Source organism: Hyalangium minutum (assembly GCF_000737315.1).
In the GTDB taxonomy this organism is placed as follows: domain Bacteria; phylum Myxococcota; class Myxococcia; order Myxococcales; family Myxococcaceae; genus Hyalangium; species Hyalangium minutum.
Genome location: NZ_JMCB01000021.1, coordinates 35,365 through 51,042, shown reverse-complemented (window position 1 = coordinate 51,042; position 15,678 = coordinate 35,365). Strand labels below are relative to the sequence as shown.

Below are 15,678 nucleotides of genomic sequence, written 5' to 3'. Positions count from 1 at the left end.
GTGAGGGAGAGCCTCACGCCTTGTCGTCGTCCAGCTCGCGGGTGAACTCCTCCTTCGTGAGCAGGCCCTTGCGCGCCATGATGCGCATGAGCGCCCAGAACTTGCGCTCCAGCTCCTCCACCCGGTCCGGCTCCTCGCGCAGGCCGCCGAGCAGGGAGTCCAGGTCATCCAGCACGTCCGAGTTGCCCGCCGGGCGGCTCTTGCCCTTGCTCTCGCCCTGGCCCCGCTTCTGGCGCCGCTGCTTCTCGCGCTGCTGGATCAGCTCTGCCAGGGAGGTGCGTTCCGTCTTCTCGCCTGGTCCCACCTCCTCGCCGACGATGACCTCTTCGTCGTCGTCATCCCCCGCGCGAGGAGGGGGAGCCGAAACTGCGGGGCGCTGACCGGTGCCACGGGCCGCACTCGGGAGCGCGGAAGGCGTGGACCGGGCTGGGCTGGCCGCCGCCCCCGGAGTGGTCTTGTGGTAGTAGCGCATGATCGCCCCGCGCACCCCGGACAGCGCCGCCACGCGCGGGCTCACCTTCAGTCCGGTGGTGAACTCGATCTCCTCGATGGCCGACTGGTTGAGCGGGTCCGTCATGGCCACCACCAGCTGCCGGCGGCCTCCTACGCTCTCCATGACATAGGGGAACACCTCGTGCTTCTCGCAGAACCGCGCGCGCACCAGGTGCACCGCCGCCCAGTCCACCGTCACCGTCCGCAGATCCACCACGGGGATCTCCAGGGCCTCACTGAGCGCCTGCACCAGCATGGGCTCCGTGATCGCACCCATGCTCACCAGCGTCGCCCCCAACCGCTGCTGGGTCTGCCGCTGCGCCTTGAGCCCCGCATCGAGCTGGGCCGTCGTGATCGCGCCCCGCTCCAGGAGAATCTCGCCTATCCGCTTCCTCGACATGCGGGCGCGCTTACCACGACCCAGGGGGGGACCCAAGCACCCGACCAGGCACCACATCTGGTGCCCCCCCGCCTCCATTGCAGCCCCTCAGCCAACTCAAAATGACGAAATTTCCTGTGAGATTTCAATAGCTAACGCCGGGTGGTCGCCTTGACACACCAGGGGGGCGTTCCTAAAGTCGCGCTCACGTTTTCAACATCCAAGATTGAGTTCTTGCCGGGGCAACGCACCGCTCAGCCAGGGAACGCAAATCTGGAAGGCCCGCTTAACCCGGGCCGCCTATCGGAGGCAACACGCGATGAACCTGGGGTTTCTGACGAATCTGACCGTCCTTGCCAACACTGGCGGAGCCGAGCGCTCGCTGTTCGAAGAGATCGCTCGCCGCTGGGAGGCGGGTCAGTGGGGTATGTACCCCATCGCCACCTGCGCCGTCATCGCGCTGGCAATCATCGTGGAGCGCGTCATCGTTCTGTTCGTCAAGTCCTCCATCAACAAGGAGGGCTTCCTCCGCGGCCTCAAGAAGCACATCTACGCGGGTGATCTGGACAAGGCCATCAACTACGTGGCGGGCCAGAAGAACACCCCGCTGACCGCCGTCATCAAGGCGGGCCTGATGAACGTTCCGAAGGGCCAGGACGAGGTCCAGGCCGCGCTGGACGAGGCCTCGCTGCGTGAGACGCCGAAGATCGAGGCGCGCACCGGTTACCTCGCGATGCTCGGCAATGCGGCGATGCTCGCCGGTCTGCTCGGAACGGTGTCCGGTCTGATCAGCTGCTTCGAGGCCGTGGCGAACGTGAACCCGGCCGACAAGGCGACGATTCTCGCCAACGGTATTTCTGAAGCCATGAACTGCACGGGCTTCGGTCTGCTGACGGCCATCCCGGCGCTGATCGCCTTCTCCGTGCTCCAGGGCCGCACCCAGAGCATCATCAACGACATCAACGAGACCAGCGTCTCCGTCCTCAACCTCATCGTCACCAACCGCGACAAGTTCAAGAACCTGAACATCCCCACCTCGGCCCACGGCCACGGTGAGGAGTAGTCCGGGAACCTGAGCGAAGCGTTGGTGTCTGTCACGTTGAACGATTGCAGCGGCACGGGCCGCTGCAGGATTGAGTGAGGAGGTTGCCATGGCCGGCGGAATGGACCTGGGGAGTGGCGGCAAGGGCGGCAAGAAGGCGCTCGATATGGCCGTGAACCTGGTCCCCTTCATCGACCTGATGGCCGTGACGATCAGCTTTCTGATCATGACGGCCGTGTGGACGCAGATCGGGCGCCTCCAGGTGTCCCAGGCGGGAGGTCCCTCTTCGGCGGAGGAGCCGCCTGCCGAGCAGACGAAGACGGTGCAGCTCACGCTGGCCGTCACTCCCGAGCAGCTGGTGCTCTCCGCCGATCAGGCCGCGTTCGATCCGATTCCCATCGTTCGGGACACGAACACCGGCAAGATCGACCTGAGCAAGCTGACGGAGCGTTTCAAGGAGATCAAGGAGAAGTTCCCGGACCAGTCGGCCATCACGCTGCAGACGGACGACAAGGTCCGCTACGACGTGCTGGTGCGCATCATCGACGAGTGTCTGGGCAACCAACTCCCGCAGGTATCGGTGATGGCGGCGGGCTAACGCTCACCCCACCCACGGAAGGATTCGAGGTCAAAGCAAAGCCATGGCCATCAAGGTTCCCGGCAAGCGGTACGGCAAGCGGCTCGAGCACTCCAAGGTGTTCGGGCACGGAGCACACGGCAAGAAAGGCACCTTCGCCGACCTGCTCATCACCCCGCTCGTGGACATGTTCGTGATCATCGTGCTCTTCCTCATCGCGAACTTCTCCGCGACGGGCGAGGTGCTGATGATGACCAAGGACATCGAGCTGCCCGAGGCCGTCAACGTCAAGGAAGTGGAGATGCATCCGGTGGTGATGGTCTCCAATGATCAGGTCTCCATCTCCGGCACCATCGTCGGCCGGACCGAGGACCTGGTGAAGGACGAGTACCTCAACATCCCCGCGCTGGAGGAGAAGCTGCGGGACATGAAGAAGCAGTTCGAGGACCTGCACGCCATGGCGGGCGGCGAGGACAACGCCTTCAAGGGTGACGTGAACATCCAGGCCCACAAGGAAGTGGAGTTCAAGATCATCAAGCGGGTGATGTTCAGCTGCGCCACCGCGGGCTACAACAACATCAACTTCGCGGTGCTCACCAAGGGTGGCGACAACCCGGTGGCCTCCGCGGAGGGCGCGCACTAAACCTCCCTCCGGAGCTTCTTCGGAGATTCTGAAGTTGCCCGAGCGCCTCGGCCTTGTCTGGCCGGGGCGTTCGTGTTTGAGGTGGGGCATGCACCTGCGCGCCGCCATCTTCGATCTCGACGGGACGCTGGTGGACTCGCTGGCGGACATCGCCACCGCGATGAACCACTCGCTCACCCAGCACGGTCTGCCGCTCCACTCCGTTGACGAGTACCGTCACTTCGTGGGCGAGGGCGTGATGGTGCTCGTGCGCAAGGCCCTTCCTCCGGACCGCGAGGACCTGGCCGCTTCGGTGCTCGCGGCCTACCGCGCGTACTACGAGGAGCACCTCTTTGATCAGACGCACGTGTTTCCGGGCATCCCCGCAGTGCTCGCGCAGCTTGCCGCCGAGAACGTCCGGCTGGCGGTGCTGAGCAACAAGGCGGATGTCTTCACCCGGCGGCTCGTGGACGGCTTCTTCCCCGGCGTGCCCTTCACGTCCATCTACGGCGAGCGGGCGGGGGTGCCTCGCAAGCCGGATCCGACGGCCGCGCTCGGAGTGGCCGCGGAGCTCGGCGTGGCGCCCGCGGGCTGCGCCTTCGTGGGCGACACGGCGGTGGACATGAACACCGCGCGCAATGCCGGCATGTACGCCGTCGGTGTCACGTGGGGCTTCCGCAGCGCCGAGGAGCTGCGGTCCCATGGGGCTCGCGCGCTTGCCACCACCGCCGAGGAGCTGCTGGCGGTGCTGAGAGCGGCGAGGGCCTCGGGGGCCTGAGCTACCAGGCCGGGAGGCGGCGCAGTTCCTTCTCCTCCGCGCGGCTGTGCGCCGTGGCCGCAGCGATGAAGTGGCACACCCAGCCCAGCAGGCCGCCGGTGCCAATCCAGAAGCCCGGCGTGATGATGAGCCAGAAGACCCCGCGCAGGATGTCCCCGTTGTAGAGCTGTCCCACTCCGGGGATGAGGAACGACAACAGAGCGGCGGCACCAGGTCTGGACATCGTCTTGGCTTCCTCCTTGTTGTCCTGTCCTACGCACGGGCCGCCGCGCGATTGCGCCGGGCGCACCCCCCAGTGCAGGGGGGGACAGGCAGTGAATTTTCTTGGGGAATTCCGGGGGGGTTGCTTCGACCCATTGCCTGGGTACGATGGTCCTCAGCCGTCCGCTTGCCAAGCAGCGGGACCGGCGTTGGGGGGAGTGACCATTCCGGGACGCGAGCGCATCGCCTGGGCAGCCACGGCGCGCGGCATCGTGACGATGCTTGCGCTGGCCGTCGTGTATTGGCTGGTCGGCAAGGCAGGGCTGGTCTTCTCCATCGGGGCGTTCAACGTCAGCCCGGTCTGGCCCGCCTCGGGCGTGGCCTTGGCAGCACTGCTGATGCTGGGCGTGTCCTACTGGCCGGGCATCTTCTTCGGCGGCCTCGTGCTCTGCCTGGGGATGGGCAACCCACCGCTCGCCAGCCTGGGGAGCGCCTTGGGCGGCACCTTGGAGCCCGTGCTAGGGGCGCTCTTGCTGAAGCGGTGGGGCTTCTCGGCCCGGCTGGAGCGTGTCCAAGACGTTGTCGCCCTCAGCGTGGGCGCGGCGCTGGGCTCCTCCTTGGTGGGCGCGTCGGCGGCCACGGTCAGCCTCGTGCTCTGGGGCGGGCTGGAGTGGACGGACGTCGCGAAGACGATTCAGGTGTGGTGGCTGGGGGATGGGATCGGAATCGCTGTCGTGACGCCCGCGCTGCTGCTGCTCCGGCAACAGCGGCCGGCGGGGTTTCGCTGGGAGGCCTTGGCGCTCGGTGGCTGCACGCTGCTGGGGGGCCTGATGGTTTCCCAGGCCGGGTTGGGCGGAGACGCCTCGTGGTACAGGGCGACCTTCTTCTTCTTCCCCCTGGCGGTCTGGGCGGCCCTGCGCTTCAGCCCTCGCGGCGTGGCGTTCGTCATCCTGCTCTTCACCTTGTGCTCGGTCTGGAGCGCGGAGGTGGGGCTGGGGCTCTCCTCGGAGTCCACGGTCGTGGCGGAGGCCCGGGTGCGGACGCTGCTGCTCTTGCAGTTGGCCATCACCGTCAACGCCACCACGGGCCTGCTGCTCGCGGCGGTGAGCGCTGGGCGCCGGGATGCCACCCGGCAGGTGGAGTTGCTCGCCACCGCCGTGCGCGGCCTGAATGAGGGGGTCGTCATCAACGAGGTGACGCCCGAGGGCCCCCGCGTCGTCTTCGCCAACGAGGCCTTCCGCGCCATGGTGGACCTGGAGCAGGAGGCGCTGCTGAGGCGCTCTCCGCTCGAGCACATGGGGGACATGGATCCCGAGACGCGCCAGCGCCTGGAGGCCGCCCTGCGCGAGGCCACACCCTTCCGTGGCCAGGTGCTGCTCAAGCACCGCGCTGGCTCACGGGTCCACAGCGAGGTGCAGGTGTCTCCCGTGCGGGACGCGGGCGGCGCGGTGACGCACCTGGTCTCCATTCACCGCGACGTCTCCGCCACGCAGGAGCTGAGCGCCCGGCTGATGGCGGCCGAGCGCGTGGCCGCGGTAGGCACGCTCGCCGCGGGAGTGGGGCACGAGATCCAGAACCCGCTGGCCTACCTGGAGCTGAACCTCACCGGCGCGACGCGCAGCTTGGGCAAGGGGAGAGCGGGAGCCGCGGAGGCACTCTCCCATCTCCTGGACGCGCAGGAAGGGGCCGAGCGCATCCGGCTCATCGTCGAGGATCTGCGGAAGTTCAGCCGCGAGGGCTCGGATGGCCGCGAGCGCGTGGACTTGCGTGAGGTGGCGGCGCCCGCGCTCCGGATGGTGCGGCATGCGCTCCGCGACCGGGCGAAGCTGGTGGAGGACTACAGCGCCATTCCCCCGGTCCTGGGGAGCGGGGCCCGGCTGGGCCAGGTGCTCCTCAACCTGCTCGTGAACGCGGTGCAGGCCGTCCCCCCGGGGCAGGCGGAGCAGCACACGGTACGGATCCGCACGCTCACGGCGCCCGATGGCCAGGCCCAGCTCGAGGTGTCGGACACCGGCCGGGGAATCGCCCCCGAGGTGCTCCCGCATATCTTCGAGCCGTTCTTCACCACCAAGTCACATGAGGAGGGCACCGGCCTGGGGCTCTCCATCTGCCAGCAGATCGTCCGGGCCCACGGAGGGGAGATTCTCGTGCGCAGCGAGCCTGGCCAGGGTTCTGTCTTCACCATCCTGCTCCCTGCGGCACCCCCGGAGCTTCCTCGCGCCGCCGAGCCCGCGCACCGCCCGGTGGAGCAGGCCGCCTCCCCAGCACGCCCCGCGCGGCGCGGGCGCATCCTCATCGTGGATGACGAGCCCCGGCTGGCCCAGTCCATGCGCCTGCTGCTGGCGCCCAACCACGACGTGGTGACCACCACGCGCGGCAGCGAAGCCCTGGAGTGGGTCGCCTCGGGGCAGCGCTTTGATCTCGTCGTGTGTGATTTGCAGATGCCGGGGACCACGGGCATGGACATCTACGACTGGCTGCGTGAGCAGGCTCCGGAGCTGGCTCGGCGGCTGGTCTTCATGTCCGGCGGGGCCTTCACTCCGGCCGCGAGCGCCTTCATCCGCTCCGTACCCAATCAGGTACTGGAGAAGCCCGTGCGCCCGGAGGTGCTGCTGGCCACCATCGACGCGGCCCTGGAACCCGCTCCCGCAGGCACCTGAAGTCCGCCCGTCTCAGACGCGCAGCCACTTGCGCGCGGTGGGCCCCACGAAGCGCATCACCCCGGCCACGGCGAAGAAGCGCACCGTGCGCCCGATGATGGCCGCGAGCAGGAACCGGTCCAGCGGCACGGACACCATGCCGCTGCCGATGGCCACCACCTTGAAGGGCGTGGGCAGCACCGAGCACAGCAGCGACAACACCCAGAAGTTCTGGCCCAGCAACTCGCCCACGGTGGCGTCCACGCCAAAGCGCTGCACCCGCACGTTCAGGTCGATGTTCAGGAAGTCCACCGCCCCCGCCGCGATGAGGGTGCCCAGCCAGTAGCCAATCAGGCCCCCGAAGAGACTGGCCACCGTGCCCAGCACCGCATAGCGCACCCACCTGCGCGGCTGGGCCAGCACCATGGGGACGAGCAGCGCGAAGGGGGGAATGGGGAACACCGAGCCGTCAATCACCGACACCCCTAGCATGGCAGCCAGGGCATGCTTCGAGGAGGACAGGGCCTCGACGCGCAGGTAGAGCCTGCGGTACCAGGAGAGCTTCTCGGACTGGGTGGCGATCGGGGCTTGGGACGTATCCGACATGTGGCCGCGCACCCTAGCGGAACCACAGCCGGTTTCCACCGCCCTGCTGCCCGAGGAGCGCCCGCTTGATTGGGATGCGACCTGCGTACCCCATACTTATGAACAAAGGTAACGGTAAGGGAGAGCCCATGACGGTCCCGGAACGCATCATCCAGTCCTCAGACGCGCTGAAGGTCTTCCCGCTGCCCTCGGCGGTGCTCTTCCCGCACTCGGTCATTCCCCTGCACATCTTCGAGCCGCGCTACCGGGACATGGTGGGGGACGCCCTGTCCTCGGACCAGGTGATGGCCCTGGCGCAGCTGGAGCCCGGCTGGGAGACCCATTACGCCGGGAGGCCGCCCGTCCAGGAGATGATGTGCGTCGGCCTCATCGTCTGGCACGAGAAGCTGGAGGATGGGCGCTACAACCTGCTGCTCCAGGGCGTCTGCCGGGCCCGCATGGTGGCCGAGCTGCCCTCGGAGCGGCTCTACCGCGAGATGCGCGTCGAGCTGCTGCCGGACCCGTCGTACCACGGGCCGGAGGAGGAGCAGCTGCGTCAGGCCGTGCTCGAGCTGGCTGGGCGGGTGCCGCCCTCGTTCTCCGAGGGACTGCTGCCGGCGGTAGCGCGGGCCAACGGCGGCACCCTGGCAGACGTGGTGGCCGCCGCCATCATCCCCGAGCCCGAGCGGCGCCAGGAGCTGCTCTCCGAGCTGGACGTGCGCGTGCGCCTCCAGGCGGTCATCGACGAAGTAGGCGAGCTGTTGGGCCGCCTGCAGCCGATGCGGCCCACGGGCCCGCTGAACTGAGCGGCTGTACGCCGAAAGGCTTGCGTCTCCGCCCTCCCGGGCGTCTGCTGGGGGAGGACATGACACCGGCCCGGGGATGCGCGGGTTGCGCCTCGGGCTCGAAGGGGACTCGCAGCCATGCGGCTCGTCAAGGTAGGGATCGCCAGCGTCAACACCACCGTGGGCGCCTTCACGCGCAATATGGAGCGGGTGCTCACGCTGGCGCGGAAGATGGCGGCGGATGACGTCACCGTGGGCCTCTTCCCGGAGCAAGTCATCGGCGGCTACCCGGCTGAGGATCTCATTCAGTGGCAGGGCTTCGTCGACCACCAGTGGCCGGAGCTGGAGCGCTTCGCACGGGAGACGGCCAGCCTGTCCACCGTCTTCGTGGTGGGCGTGGCGGTGGCCCACCAGGGACTGCGCCTCAACTGCGCGGCGGTGGTGGCCAGCGGCCAGGTGCTGGGGCTGGTGCCCAAGGAGAAGCTGCCCACGTACAGCATCTTCTACGAGGCACGCACCTGGTCCCGCGGCTACCCGGGCATGGCCGAGGTGCACCGCGACGTGCCGCTGGGTGACTACCTGTTCCGCTTCGACTTCGGCACCCTGGCCCCCGAGGTCTGCGAGGACATCTGGAGCGCGGACGGGCCGCAGCGCCGGCGCACGTACTCGGGTGGCGAGCTGGTGGTGAACCTGTCCGCCTCGCCGTTCCGCATCGGCTTCGTGGACACGCGACGGGAGCTCATCGCCACGCGCGCCGCGGACCACCAGTGCACCATCGCCTACGCCAATGCGCTGGGCAGCAATGACGGCATCATCTTCGACGGCGGCGGCTTCCTGAACCAGAACGGCCGCCACGTCCACGAGACGCCGCGCTTCCAGGAAGGCTACTCGGCGGCAGTGGTGGATCTGGATCGCACCATGCGCCTGCGCACGGAGAACACCACGTGGCGCGGCGACTACGAGGCGTGGGTGGCCCGTGGCGGCAAGCCGGTGCCCGCGCTGGACTGCACGAAGGTCTTCCAGAGCAAGCGCGACAAGCTCACCTACCCGGTGCCGGCGCACCGCAGCTTCTTCCTGCCAGGGCCGGACCAGCGCCGCCCCGCCCGCGAGGCGCTGTGCGAGGACGTGCTCGACGCCCTGGCGCTGGGCGTGGGCGACTACTTCGAGAAGACGCGCGCCTTCAAGGTCATCGGCATCGCCCTGTCGGGAGGCCGGGACTCGCTGCTGACGCTGCTCATTGCCCACCGGTACGCGAAGAAGGTGCGGCCCGAGAACCCGGGCTCACTGCTGCGGGCCTTCTACATGCCCAGCCGCTACTCGAGCGATGCCACCCGTGATGCCGCGGAGACCATCTCGCGCGAGCTCGGCGTCCCGTTCCAGGTCATCCCCATCGAGGAGGCCTTCGACCGCGAGCTGGCCGTGGCCAAGCAGATGCTCGGGGAGCAACCCGTCACGGCGGTTACGGAGCAGAACGTCCAAGCCCGCCTGCGCGCCCAGCGCATGTGGAACTGGTCCAACTCGGCAGGCGGCCTGTTCCTGCAGACGGGCAACATGAGCGAGAAGTCCGTGGGCTACACCACCATCGGCGGAGACCTGATGGGCGCCCTGGCCGTCATCGCCAACGTGCCCAAGACGGTGGTCATGTACCTGCTGGACTACCTGCAGGAGAAAACAGGCTACGAGGGCATCAAGAAGGTGCTGGCCAAGCCTGCGGGTCCTGAGCTCGCGCACAACCAGGTAGGTGAGGAGGAGCTGATGCCCTTCCCCATCCTGGACGCGTGCTTCTACCTCTTCGCGGGCGAGAAGCTGGTGCCCGCCGAGCTGGTGCAGGCCCTCACCGCCATGTTCCCCGAGGTCGAGCCCGCGCGGCTCCAGGGCTACGCGGACAAGTTCGTCCGGCTCTTCCTCCAGTCCATCTACAAGTGGGTGCAGTCGCCCCTGTCGCTGCACATCGGCAACCTGGACCTGGACCGCGAGCGCGCCATGCAGCTGCCGGTCGTCACCGGCTCGGAGTGGACGAAGAAGGCGTAGCCCCCGAGGGGGATGCCAGGGGCAGGTGCTCCAGCTCCAGGTCGATGTGCTGGGCCTCGGGGATGGCGGCGCGCACCGCGGCCTCGATGGCGTCCACCTCTTCGCTGAGAGCCCGGATGAGGTGGCGGGCGGCCTCCTGGAGCGCTTGCGCCCGCGCCTCGCCCGAGGCAGGCACCCCCTGGGTGGGGAGGATCTCCGCCAGCCGCGCGGAGACGAAGTCCTCGCTGAAGCGGATCTCCGCCTTGAACTGGTAGGACTCCGGCGTGAGCTGCCGCGTCTTCACGTCGTGCAGCTCCGCGATGCTCCCGCGCGAGCGCACCCGCTCCACGAAGCGCTGCTGGACCTCTGCGGGCACGGCCCGGCCGAGCAGCAGCCCGCGGTTCTCCACCATCAGCACCACGGCGATGAGGCCCAGCAGCAAGCCCACCGTGAGCGACGCGGCCGCGTCCCACACCGGGTTGCCCGTGAGGTACGCCAAGAGGATGCCCGTCGTGGCGAGCACCAGGCCCAGCACCGCGGCGCCGTCCTCCAGCAGGATGGCCAGGGCCGCCGGATCCGCCTTCTCGCGCACGTAGCGCCAGAACGGCATGCCCGCCGCCTGCTTCCGCATGGAGGAGATCGCCAGCAGCAGCACGCTGCCCTCCACCAGGAAGGAGAAGCCCAGCACCGCGAAGGTGCTCGCGCCGATCTCCGGCTGGTGCGGGTGCAGCAACGACTGGAAGCCGTGGTAGACGGTGACGCCGCAGCCCACGAAGAAGATGCCCGAGGCCGAGAGGATGCCGAAGACGAAGCGCTCCCCGCCGTAGCCGTACTGGAACTCTTGATCGCCCGCGCGGCTGCCGCGCTTCAGGCCCAGCAACAGCAGCACCTGGTTGCCCGTGTCCGCCGCCGAGTGGATGGCCTCGGACAGCATGGCGCCCGAGCCCGAGAGCGCGAACGCGATGAACTTCACCAGGGTGACGAGGGTATTGCCGGACAGCGCGGCGATGACGGTCTTCAGAGAAGAAGCAGAGGCCATAGGGAACAGATGCACAGTACCCCAGGTCCCCTCCGCGCCGCCTTGAAACGCGAGTGCGCCGCGTTTCTTGGCAAGCGGCTGTTTCGACTCGACTCGACTGGCTGGCTGCTCCCCGGACGGGGTTCCGGCCCTGCTCGTGGATCAGGCTCCGCGCCTTGCCGGATGTGAGGGGGGCAACAACCTTCATGTCCGTCAACCGACAACGGAGGGTTGGATGAAAGCGAAGATTCTCGTGGGCGCCGTCTCGGCGCTGCTGTTTGGCGGCGCGGCGTTTGCTGGTGACGGTAAGGACTGCCCGCCGGGCTACGACAAGAAGGACACGCAGGCGAGCATGGATTCGTCCAGCGTGAGCAGTGACAGCATGGCCACGGTGCAGACCGAGCCCGTGGACAGCTCCATCGGAGGCAGCGGGCAGGTGGGCATGGAGCAGGACCTCACCTCGGACGAGGCGTCCGGCGTGAAACATGACTTCGGCGTGGGCGGCAGTGGCCAGGCCGGTGTCAACACCCAGTCCACGCAGCAGGGTGACATGATCCTGCGCTGCCAGCCGGTGCAGAAGAGTGGGGCGGGCACGGGTGGCAGCGGCTCGTTCGACTCGAGCTACCCGTCGTCCGACGTGGGCGGCAGCGGCTTCCAGAGCGAGCCCCTGCGTGAGCCGCAGGTGACGCCTCCGGCCGCTCCTGTGACGCCGGTGGAGCCCAGCAGCGGCGCCTTCACCCCGATCACCGAGGACACCGGCAGGGAGATGAAGAAGGAGTCCAACGCGAACATGCGCGGCCTCACGCTGATGGTGGGCGGCGGTGTGGAGGGCTACACGGGCGCCCTGGCTCCGGAGATCAATCCGGGTCCCGCGTACGGTGTGACGGCGGCCATCAAGCCGTCCAAGGTATTCGGCATCGAGCTCGGCTACAGCGGCGCGGTGAACAACCTGGACACGCGCCTGGGTGACATCGGCGGCAGCGGCCCGGACCTCGTCCGCAACGGTGGCCAGGCGGCGGTGACGTTCGGCCTGGGCGCGGCTCCGGTGCAGCCGTACGTGCTGGGCGGCATCGGCCTCAGCGACTACAACTTCCGCAACGCCGGTGCGGCGGCCGCGGGCTTCAGCGATGACACCGTGGGCAACGTGCCCGTGGGCGCCGGTCTGCGCACCCACATCGGCAGCTTCACCGCGGACCTGCGCGCCAACTACAACTTCCTGTTCGACCAGGATTTCGTGGGCGTGGACTCGGGCCTCAACGAGAACGGCCGGTACTCCGGCACGCTGAACATCGGCGGCACGTTCTAGCTCAGGCCAGGTGAGATACAGGACATGAGCCGGCGGCGCGGCACCCCCCACTCAACAGGGTGCCGCGCCGTCTCTTTTCTAGAGCAGCGCGCGCCGCTCCAGCGCGTTAAGGTGGGCTTCCCCCTTAATTTCCCAGGAGGCTGTGGATGAGCTTGAAGGTGGAGGACCTGAAGGTCGGCACGGGCGCCGAGGCTGTCGCGGGCAAGAAGGTGACGGTGCACTACGTGGGCACACTCACCGACGGCAAGACGTTCGACAGCAGCAGGGACCGTGGGCAGGGGTTCTCCTTCCCGCTCGGGGCAGGCCATGTCATCCAAGGCTGGGATCAAGGCGTGGCGGGCATGAAGGTGGGCGGGCTGCGCAAGCTCACCATCCCCCCGGAGCTGGGCTACGGCGCGCGAGGCGCCGGAGGGGTCATCCCCCCCAACGCCACGCTCGTCTTCGAGGTGGAGCTGCTGGACGTGCGGTAGGAGGAGGCCACAAATGGCGACGATCGAAATCAGCAAGAACAACTTCAAGGACACCGTCGGCAAGCAAGGCATCGTCCTGCTGGATTGGTGGGCTTCGTGGTGCGGCCCCTGCCGCGCCTTTGCCCCCATCTATGAGCAGGTGTCCGGTAAGCACGCGGACATCACCTTCGGGAAGATCGACACGGACGCGGAGCAGGAGCTGTCCGGGGCGTTCGAGATCCGCTCCATCCCCACGCTGATGGTGTTCCGGGATGGCATCCTTCTGTTCGAGCAGGCCGGGGCGCTGCCCGCGGCGGCGCTCGAGGAGCTGATCTCCAAGGTGCGCGAGCTGGACATGGATGACGTGCGCCGGCAGGTGGAGGCGCAGCGCGCCTCGGCCGAGACGCCGAAGGCCTGAGCTGCGTGCTTCGCGCGGTTCTGTTCGACATGGATGGCGTCCTCCTCAAGAGCGAGGAGGCGTGGGCCCATGTGGTGGCCGCCGCGGGAGTGCGCTTCCGCGGCAGCCCCGTGACACGCGAGGAGTTCCAGCCCACCTTCGGGCAGGGCACCGAGGCGGACGTGCGCGTGTTCGGGCTGCGCTGTACGCCCGCCGAGCTGGACCGTTTCTACATCGAGCACTTCCCACGCTACGCGGAGCACGTCTGGGTGAACCCGGAGGCGCGGGGGTTGTTGGAGCTGCTGGGCACTCGCGGACTGGGACGTGCGGTGGTGACGAACACAGTGTCACCGCTGGCCTCCACGCTGCTGGAAGCCGCCCAGCTGGCGGACTGTTTCGAATGCAGTGCGTGTGCGGACCTGGTGCCGCGCTCGAAGCCCGCGCCGGATCTGGTGCTCTACGCGCTGGAGAAGCTCGGAGCCACGGCTGGCGAGGCGCTGATGGTGGGTGACTCCCGCTATGACCGGGGCGCGGCAGGGGCAGCGGGCGTGCGCTTCGTGGGCCTCGGCCTGGACGGGGATGCGCGCATCGAGGCGCTGGGCGAGCTGCTCGCGCACCTCTGAGCCCCCTCTTGAGCACTGCCAGCGGGGCAGCGTCCCAGGTGTCTGCCTGGGAGGCAGTCAGGCGGGCGGAGCAATTCTGGCCCATGTCCAGCGTTACCCAGTTGGACCTCAGGACGATGCCAGCGACCCGCAGGAGGACGGACGTGGAAGGCTCCACCAATACCTCCCAGTACACCTCTCAGTCCGAGCCCCTCACCACCAGCATCCTGCTGGTGGACGATCACCCGTCCAACTTGATCGCCTTGGAGGCAATCCTGGAGCCGCTGGGTCAGCGACTCGTCCGTGCGAGCTCGGGCCGGGAGGCGCTGCGTCACCTGCTGCGCGAGGACTTCGCCGTCATCCTCCTGGACGTGCAGATGCCGGACCTCAGCGGCTTCGAGACGGCGCGCCTGGTCCGTCAGCGGCAGCGCTCGCGCTACACGCCCATCATCTTCCTCACCGCGCACAGCCGCGAAGAGTCGGACCTGGTCCACGGCTACGAGCACGGCGCGGTGGACTACGTGGTGAAGCCCTTCAACCCGGACGTGCTGCGCTGGAAGGTGGAGGTGTTCGTGTCGCTCTTCCTCCAGCAACAGCGGCTCCAGCGTCAGGAGGCCGCGCTGTGGGAGCTGGAGCGGAGAATGCTGGCCCGGCAGAGCGAGCAGCGCTTTCGCTCGCTGGTGGACGCGCTGCCGCTGTTCGTCTGGGCCATGCTCCCGGATGGTGCCATCACCTATACCAACCGGTGCTGGCTGGAGTACGCGGGGCTGACCCCCGAGCAGGGCCGGAGCTGGAACGCCGTCGACGCCACCCTCCACCCGGAGGATCTGCCGCGCGCCCAGGCAGCCTGGGAGCACTCGCACAAGACGGGGCAGCCCTCGGTGGTGGAGTACCGGATTCGCCGCAACCGTGACGGCACCTATCGCTGGTTCATGGGCCGCATGCTCCCGGAGCTGGAGGAGGGCATGCTCACGGGGTGGATCGTCACCGCCACGGACATCGATGACAGCCGGCGCGCCATCGAGGCCCTGCAGGCGGCCAACGAGGCGAAGGACATCTTCCTCACCATGGCCGCGCATGAGCTGCGCACGCCCCTGCAGGCGGCTCGGGGCTTCGTCTACCTGGCGCGGCTCAAGGGGAGCAGCGGCATGGGCGAGGGCGTGGAGCGGGCGCTCCAGGGGCTGACCCGCAGCGTGGACCGGATGGCGAGGCTCGTGGAGAACCTGCTCGACATGAGCAAGCTCCAGCGGGGGGAGCTGAGCCTGGAGAAGGGCAAGGTGGACCTGCGCGAGCTGCTCACCGAGGTGGCCGAGCACCTCCAGCCCTTCGAAGGGAGCTGGCGCATCGAGGTGCGAGTCCCCGAGGGGCTGGTGCTCACGGGAGATCGCCAGCGGCTGGAGCAGGTCTTCACCAACCTGATCTCCAATGCCCTGCGCTACTCACCCGATGGAGGGCTCATCACCGTGGAGGCGCGAAAGGAGGGAGCGCTCTTCCACGTGTGGGTCCGGGATCGAGGCCTGGGGATTCCTCCGGACAAGCTGCGCCTCGTCTTCGAGCGGTTCAGCCAGGCGCACGGCACTTCCTATGGAGGCTTGGGGCTGGGGCTGAGCATCGCCCGGGGCATCGTCGAGCGGCACGGAGGCCGCATCTGGGCGGAGTCCACCGGGCAGGCGGGGGAGGGGAGCACCTTCCACGTCGTGCTTCCTCCAGAGCCGCGCCCGCCCTCGAACGAAGAGCCCCGGTGGAACCGCCAGCCATCAGAGGAGCGAGGCGAGGCCGTGCCAGTCTCGCCCTAG

General features: G+C 68.2%; 16 protein-coding genes. 12 read left to right on the top strand and 4 right to left on the bottom strand.

What is annotated here, in order from left to right; genetic code table 11:
* Positions 1–13 precede the first annotated feature (13 nt).
* Entirely contained in the window at positions 14–892 is an 879-nt protein-coding gene (locus tag DB31_RS37615) for a cyclic di-GMP-binding domain-containing protein, MshE-related (protein WP_044197287.1), read from the bottom strand.
* Between the two features lie 298 nt (positions 893–1,190).
* Here DB31_RS37615 and DB31_RS37610 point away from each other — a divergent pair, with 298 nt between their 5' ends.
* From DB31_RS37610 to DB31_RS37595, 4 genes are all read left to right on the top strand, one after another.
* Positions 1,191–1,934 carry a MotA/TolQ/ExbB proton channel family protein gene (locus tag DB31_RS37610; protein WP_083969139.1) on the top strand — a complete coding sequence of 248 codons (744 nt, stop codon included), beginning with the start codon at positions 1,191–1,193 and terminating at the stop codon, positions 1,932–1,934.
* Between the two features lie 88 nt (positions 1,935–2,022).
* On the top strand, positions 2,023–2,511 hold the full coding sequence (locus DB31_RS37605) for an ExbD/TolR family protein (protein WP_044197286.1): 489 nt from the start codon (positions 2,023–2,025) through the stop codon (positions 2,509–2,511).
* 43 nt (positions 2,512–2,554) lie between these two features.
* Complete coding sequence (locus tag DB31_RS37600; protein WP_044197284.1) at positions 2,555–3,133, top strand: ExbD/TolR family protein; 579 nt, start codon at positions 2,555–2,557, stop codon at positions 3,131–3,133.
* An 88-nt stretch (positions 3,134–3,221) separates the two neighbouring features.
* Positions 3,222–3,890: an HAD family hydrolase gene (locus tag DB31_RS37595; protein WP_044197282.1), complete on the top strand. Its 669-nt coding sequence runs from the start codon at positions 3,222–3,224 to the stop codon at positions 3,888–3,890.
* Position 3,891: 1 nt separating this feature from the next.
* Here DB31_RS37595 and DB31_RS37590 read toward each other — a convergent pair whose 3' ends face one another.
* Entirely contained in the window at positions 3,892–4,113 is a 222-nt protein-coding gene (locus DB31_RS37590) for a hypothetical protein (RefSeq protein WP_044197280.1), read from the bottom strand.
* 196 nt (positions 4,114–4,309) lie between these two features.
* Here DB31_RS37590 and espC point away from each other — a divergent pair, with 196 nt between their 5' ends.
* On the top strand, positions 4,310–6,751 hold the full coding sequence (gene espC, locus DB31_RS37585) for a serine histidine kinase EspC (RefSeq protein WP_240487106.1): 2,442 nt from the start codon (positions 4,310–4,312) through the stop codon (positions 6,749–6,751).
* Positions 6,752–6,763: 12 nt separating this feature from the next.
* Here espC and DB31_RS37580 read toward each other — a convergent pair whose 3' ends face one another.
* The gene (locus tag DB31_RS37580) at positions 6,764–7,336 is read right to left on the bottom strand and encodes a YqaA family protein (RefSeq protein ID WP_044197278.1); all 573 of its coding nucleotides are present in this window, start codon (positions 7,334–7,336) and stop codon (positions 6,764–6,766) included.
* Between the two features lie 128 nt (positions 7,337–7,464).
* Between DB31_RS37580 and DB31_RS37575 the strand changes: the two genes are divergently transcribed.
* Positions 7,465–8,121, top strand: coding sequence for an LON peptidase substrate-binding domain-containing protein (locus DB31_RS37575; protein WP_044197276.1), 657 nt, complete (start codon positions 7,465–7,467; stop codon positions 8,119–8,121).
* Between the two features lie 117 nt (positions 8,122–8,238).
* Positions 8,239–10,131, top strand: coding sequence for an NAD(+) synthase (nadE, locus tag DB31_RS37570; RefSeq protein ID WP_044197275.1), 1,893 nt, complete (start codon positions 8,239–8,241; stop codon positions 10,129–10,131).
* Here nadE and DB31_RS37565 read toward each other — a convergent pair.
* Positions 10,100–11,149, bottom strand: a complete 1,050-nt coding sequence (locus tag DB31_RS37565) for a cation diffusion facilitator family transporter (RefSeq protein WP_044197273.1) — start codon at positions 11,147–11,149, stop codon at positions 10,100–10,102. The genes nadE and DB31_RS37565 overlap by 32 nt on opposite strands.
* Positions 11,150–11,363: 214 nt before the next feature.
* Here DB31_RS37565 and DB31_RS46125 point away from each other — a divergent pair, with 214 nt between their 5' ends.
* From DB31_RS46125 to epsF, 5 genes are all read left to right on the top strand, one after another.
* Positions 11,364–12,434, top strand: a complete 1,071-nt coding sequence (locus DB31_RS46125; protein ID WP_205628634.1) for an outer membrane protein — start codon at positions 11,364–11,366, stop codon at positions 12,432–12,434.
* Between the two features lie 146 nt (positions 12,435–12,580).
* The gene (locus DB31_RS37555) at positions 12,581–12,904 is read left to right on the top strand and encodes an FKBP-type peptidyl-prolyl cis-trans isomerase (protein ID WP_044197268.1); all 324 of its coding nucleotides are present in this window, start codon (positions 12,581–12,583) and stop codon (positions 12,902–12,904) included.
* Between the two features lie 13 nt (positions 12,905–12,917).
* On the top strand, positions 12,918–13,301 hold the full coding sequence (trxA, locus tag DB31_RS37550; RefSeq protein ID WP_044197267.1) for a thioredoxin: 384 nt from the start codon (positions 12,918–12,920) through the stop codon (positions 13,299–13,301).
* A 5-nt stretch (positions 13,302–13,306) separates the two neighbouring features.
* On the top strand, positions 13,307–13,903 hold the full coding sequence (locus tag DB31_RS37545; RefSeq protein ID WP_075306418.1) for an HAD family hydrolase: 597 nt from the start codon (positions 13,307–13,309) through the stop codon (positions 13,901–13,903).
* Positions 13,904–14,046: 143 nt separating this feature from the next.
* Positions 14,047–15,678: a response regulator EpsF gene (epsF, locus tag DB31_RS37540; protein WP_063769300.1), complete on the top strand. Its 1,632-nt coding sequence runs from the start codon at positions 14,047–14,049 to the stop codon at positions 15,676–15,678.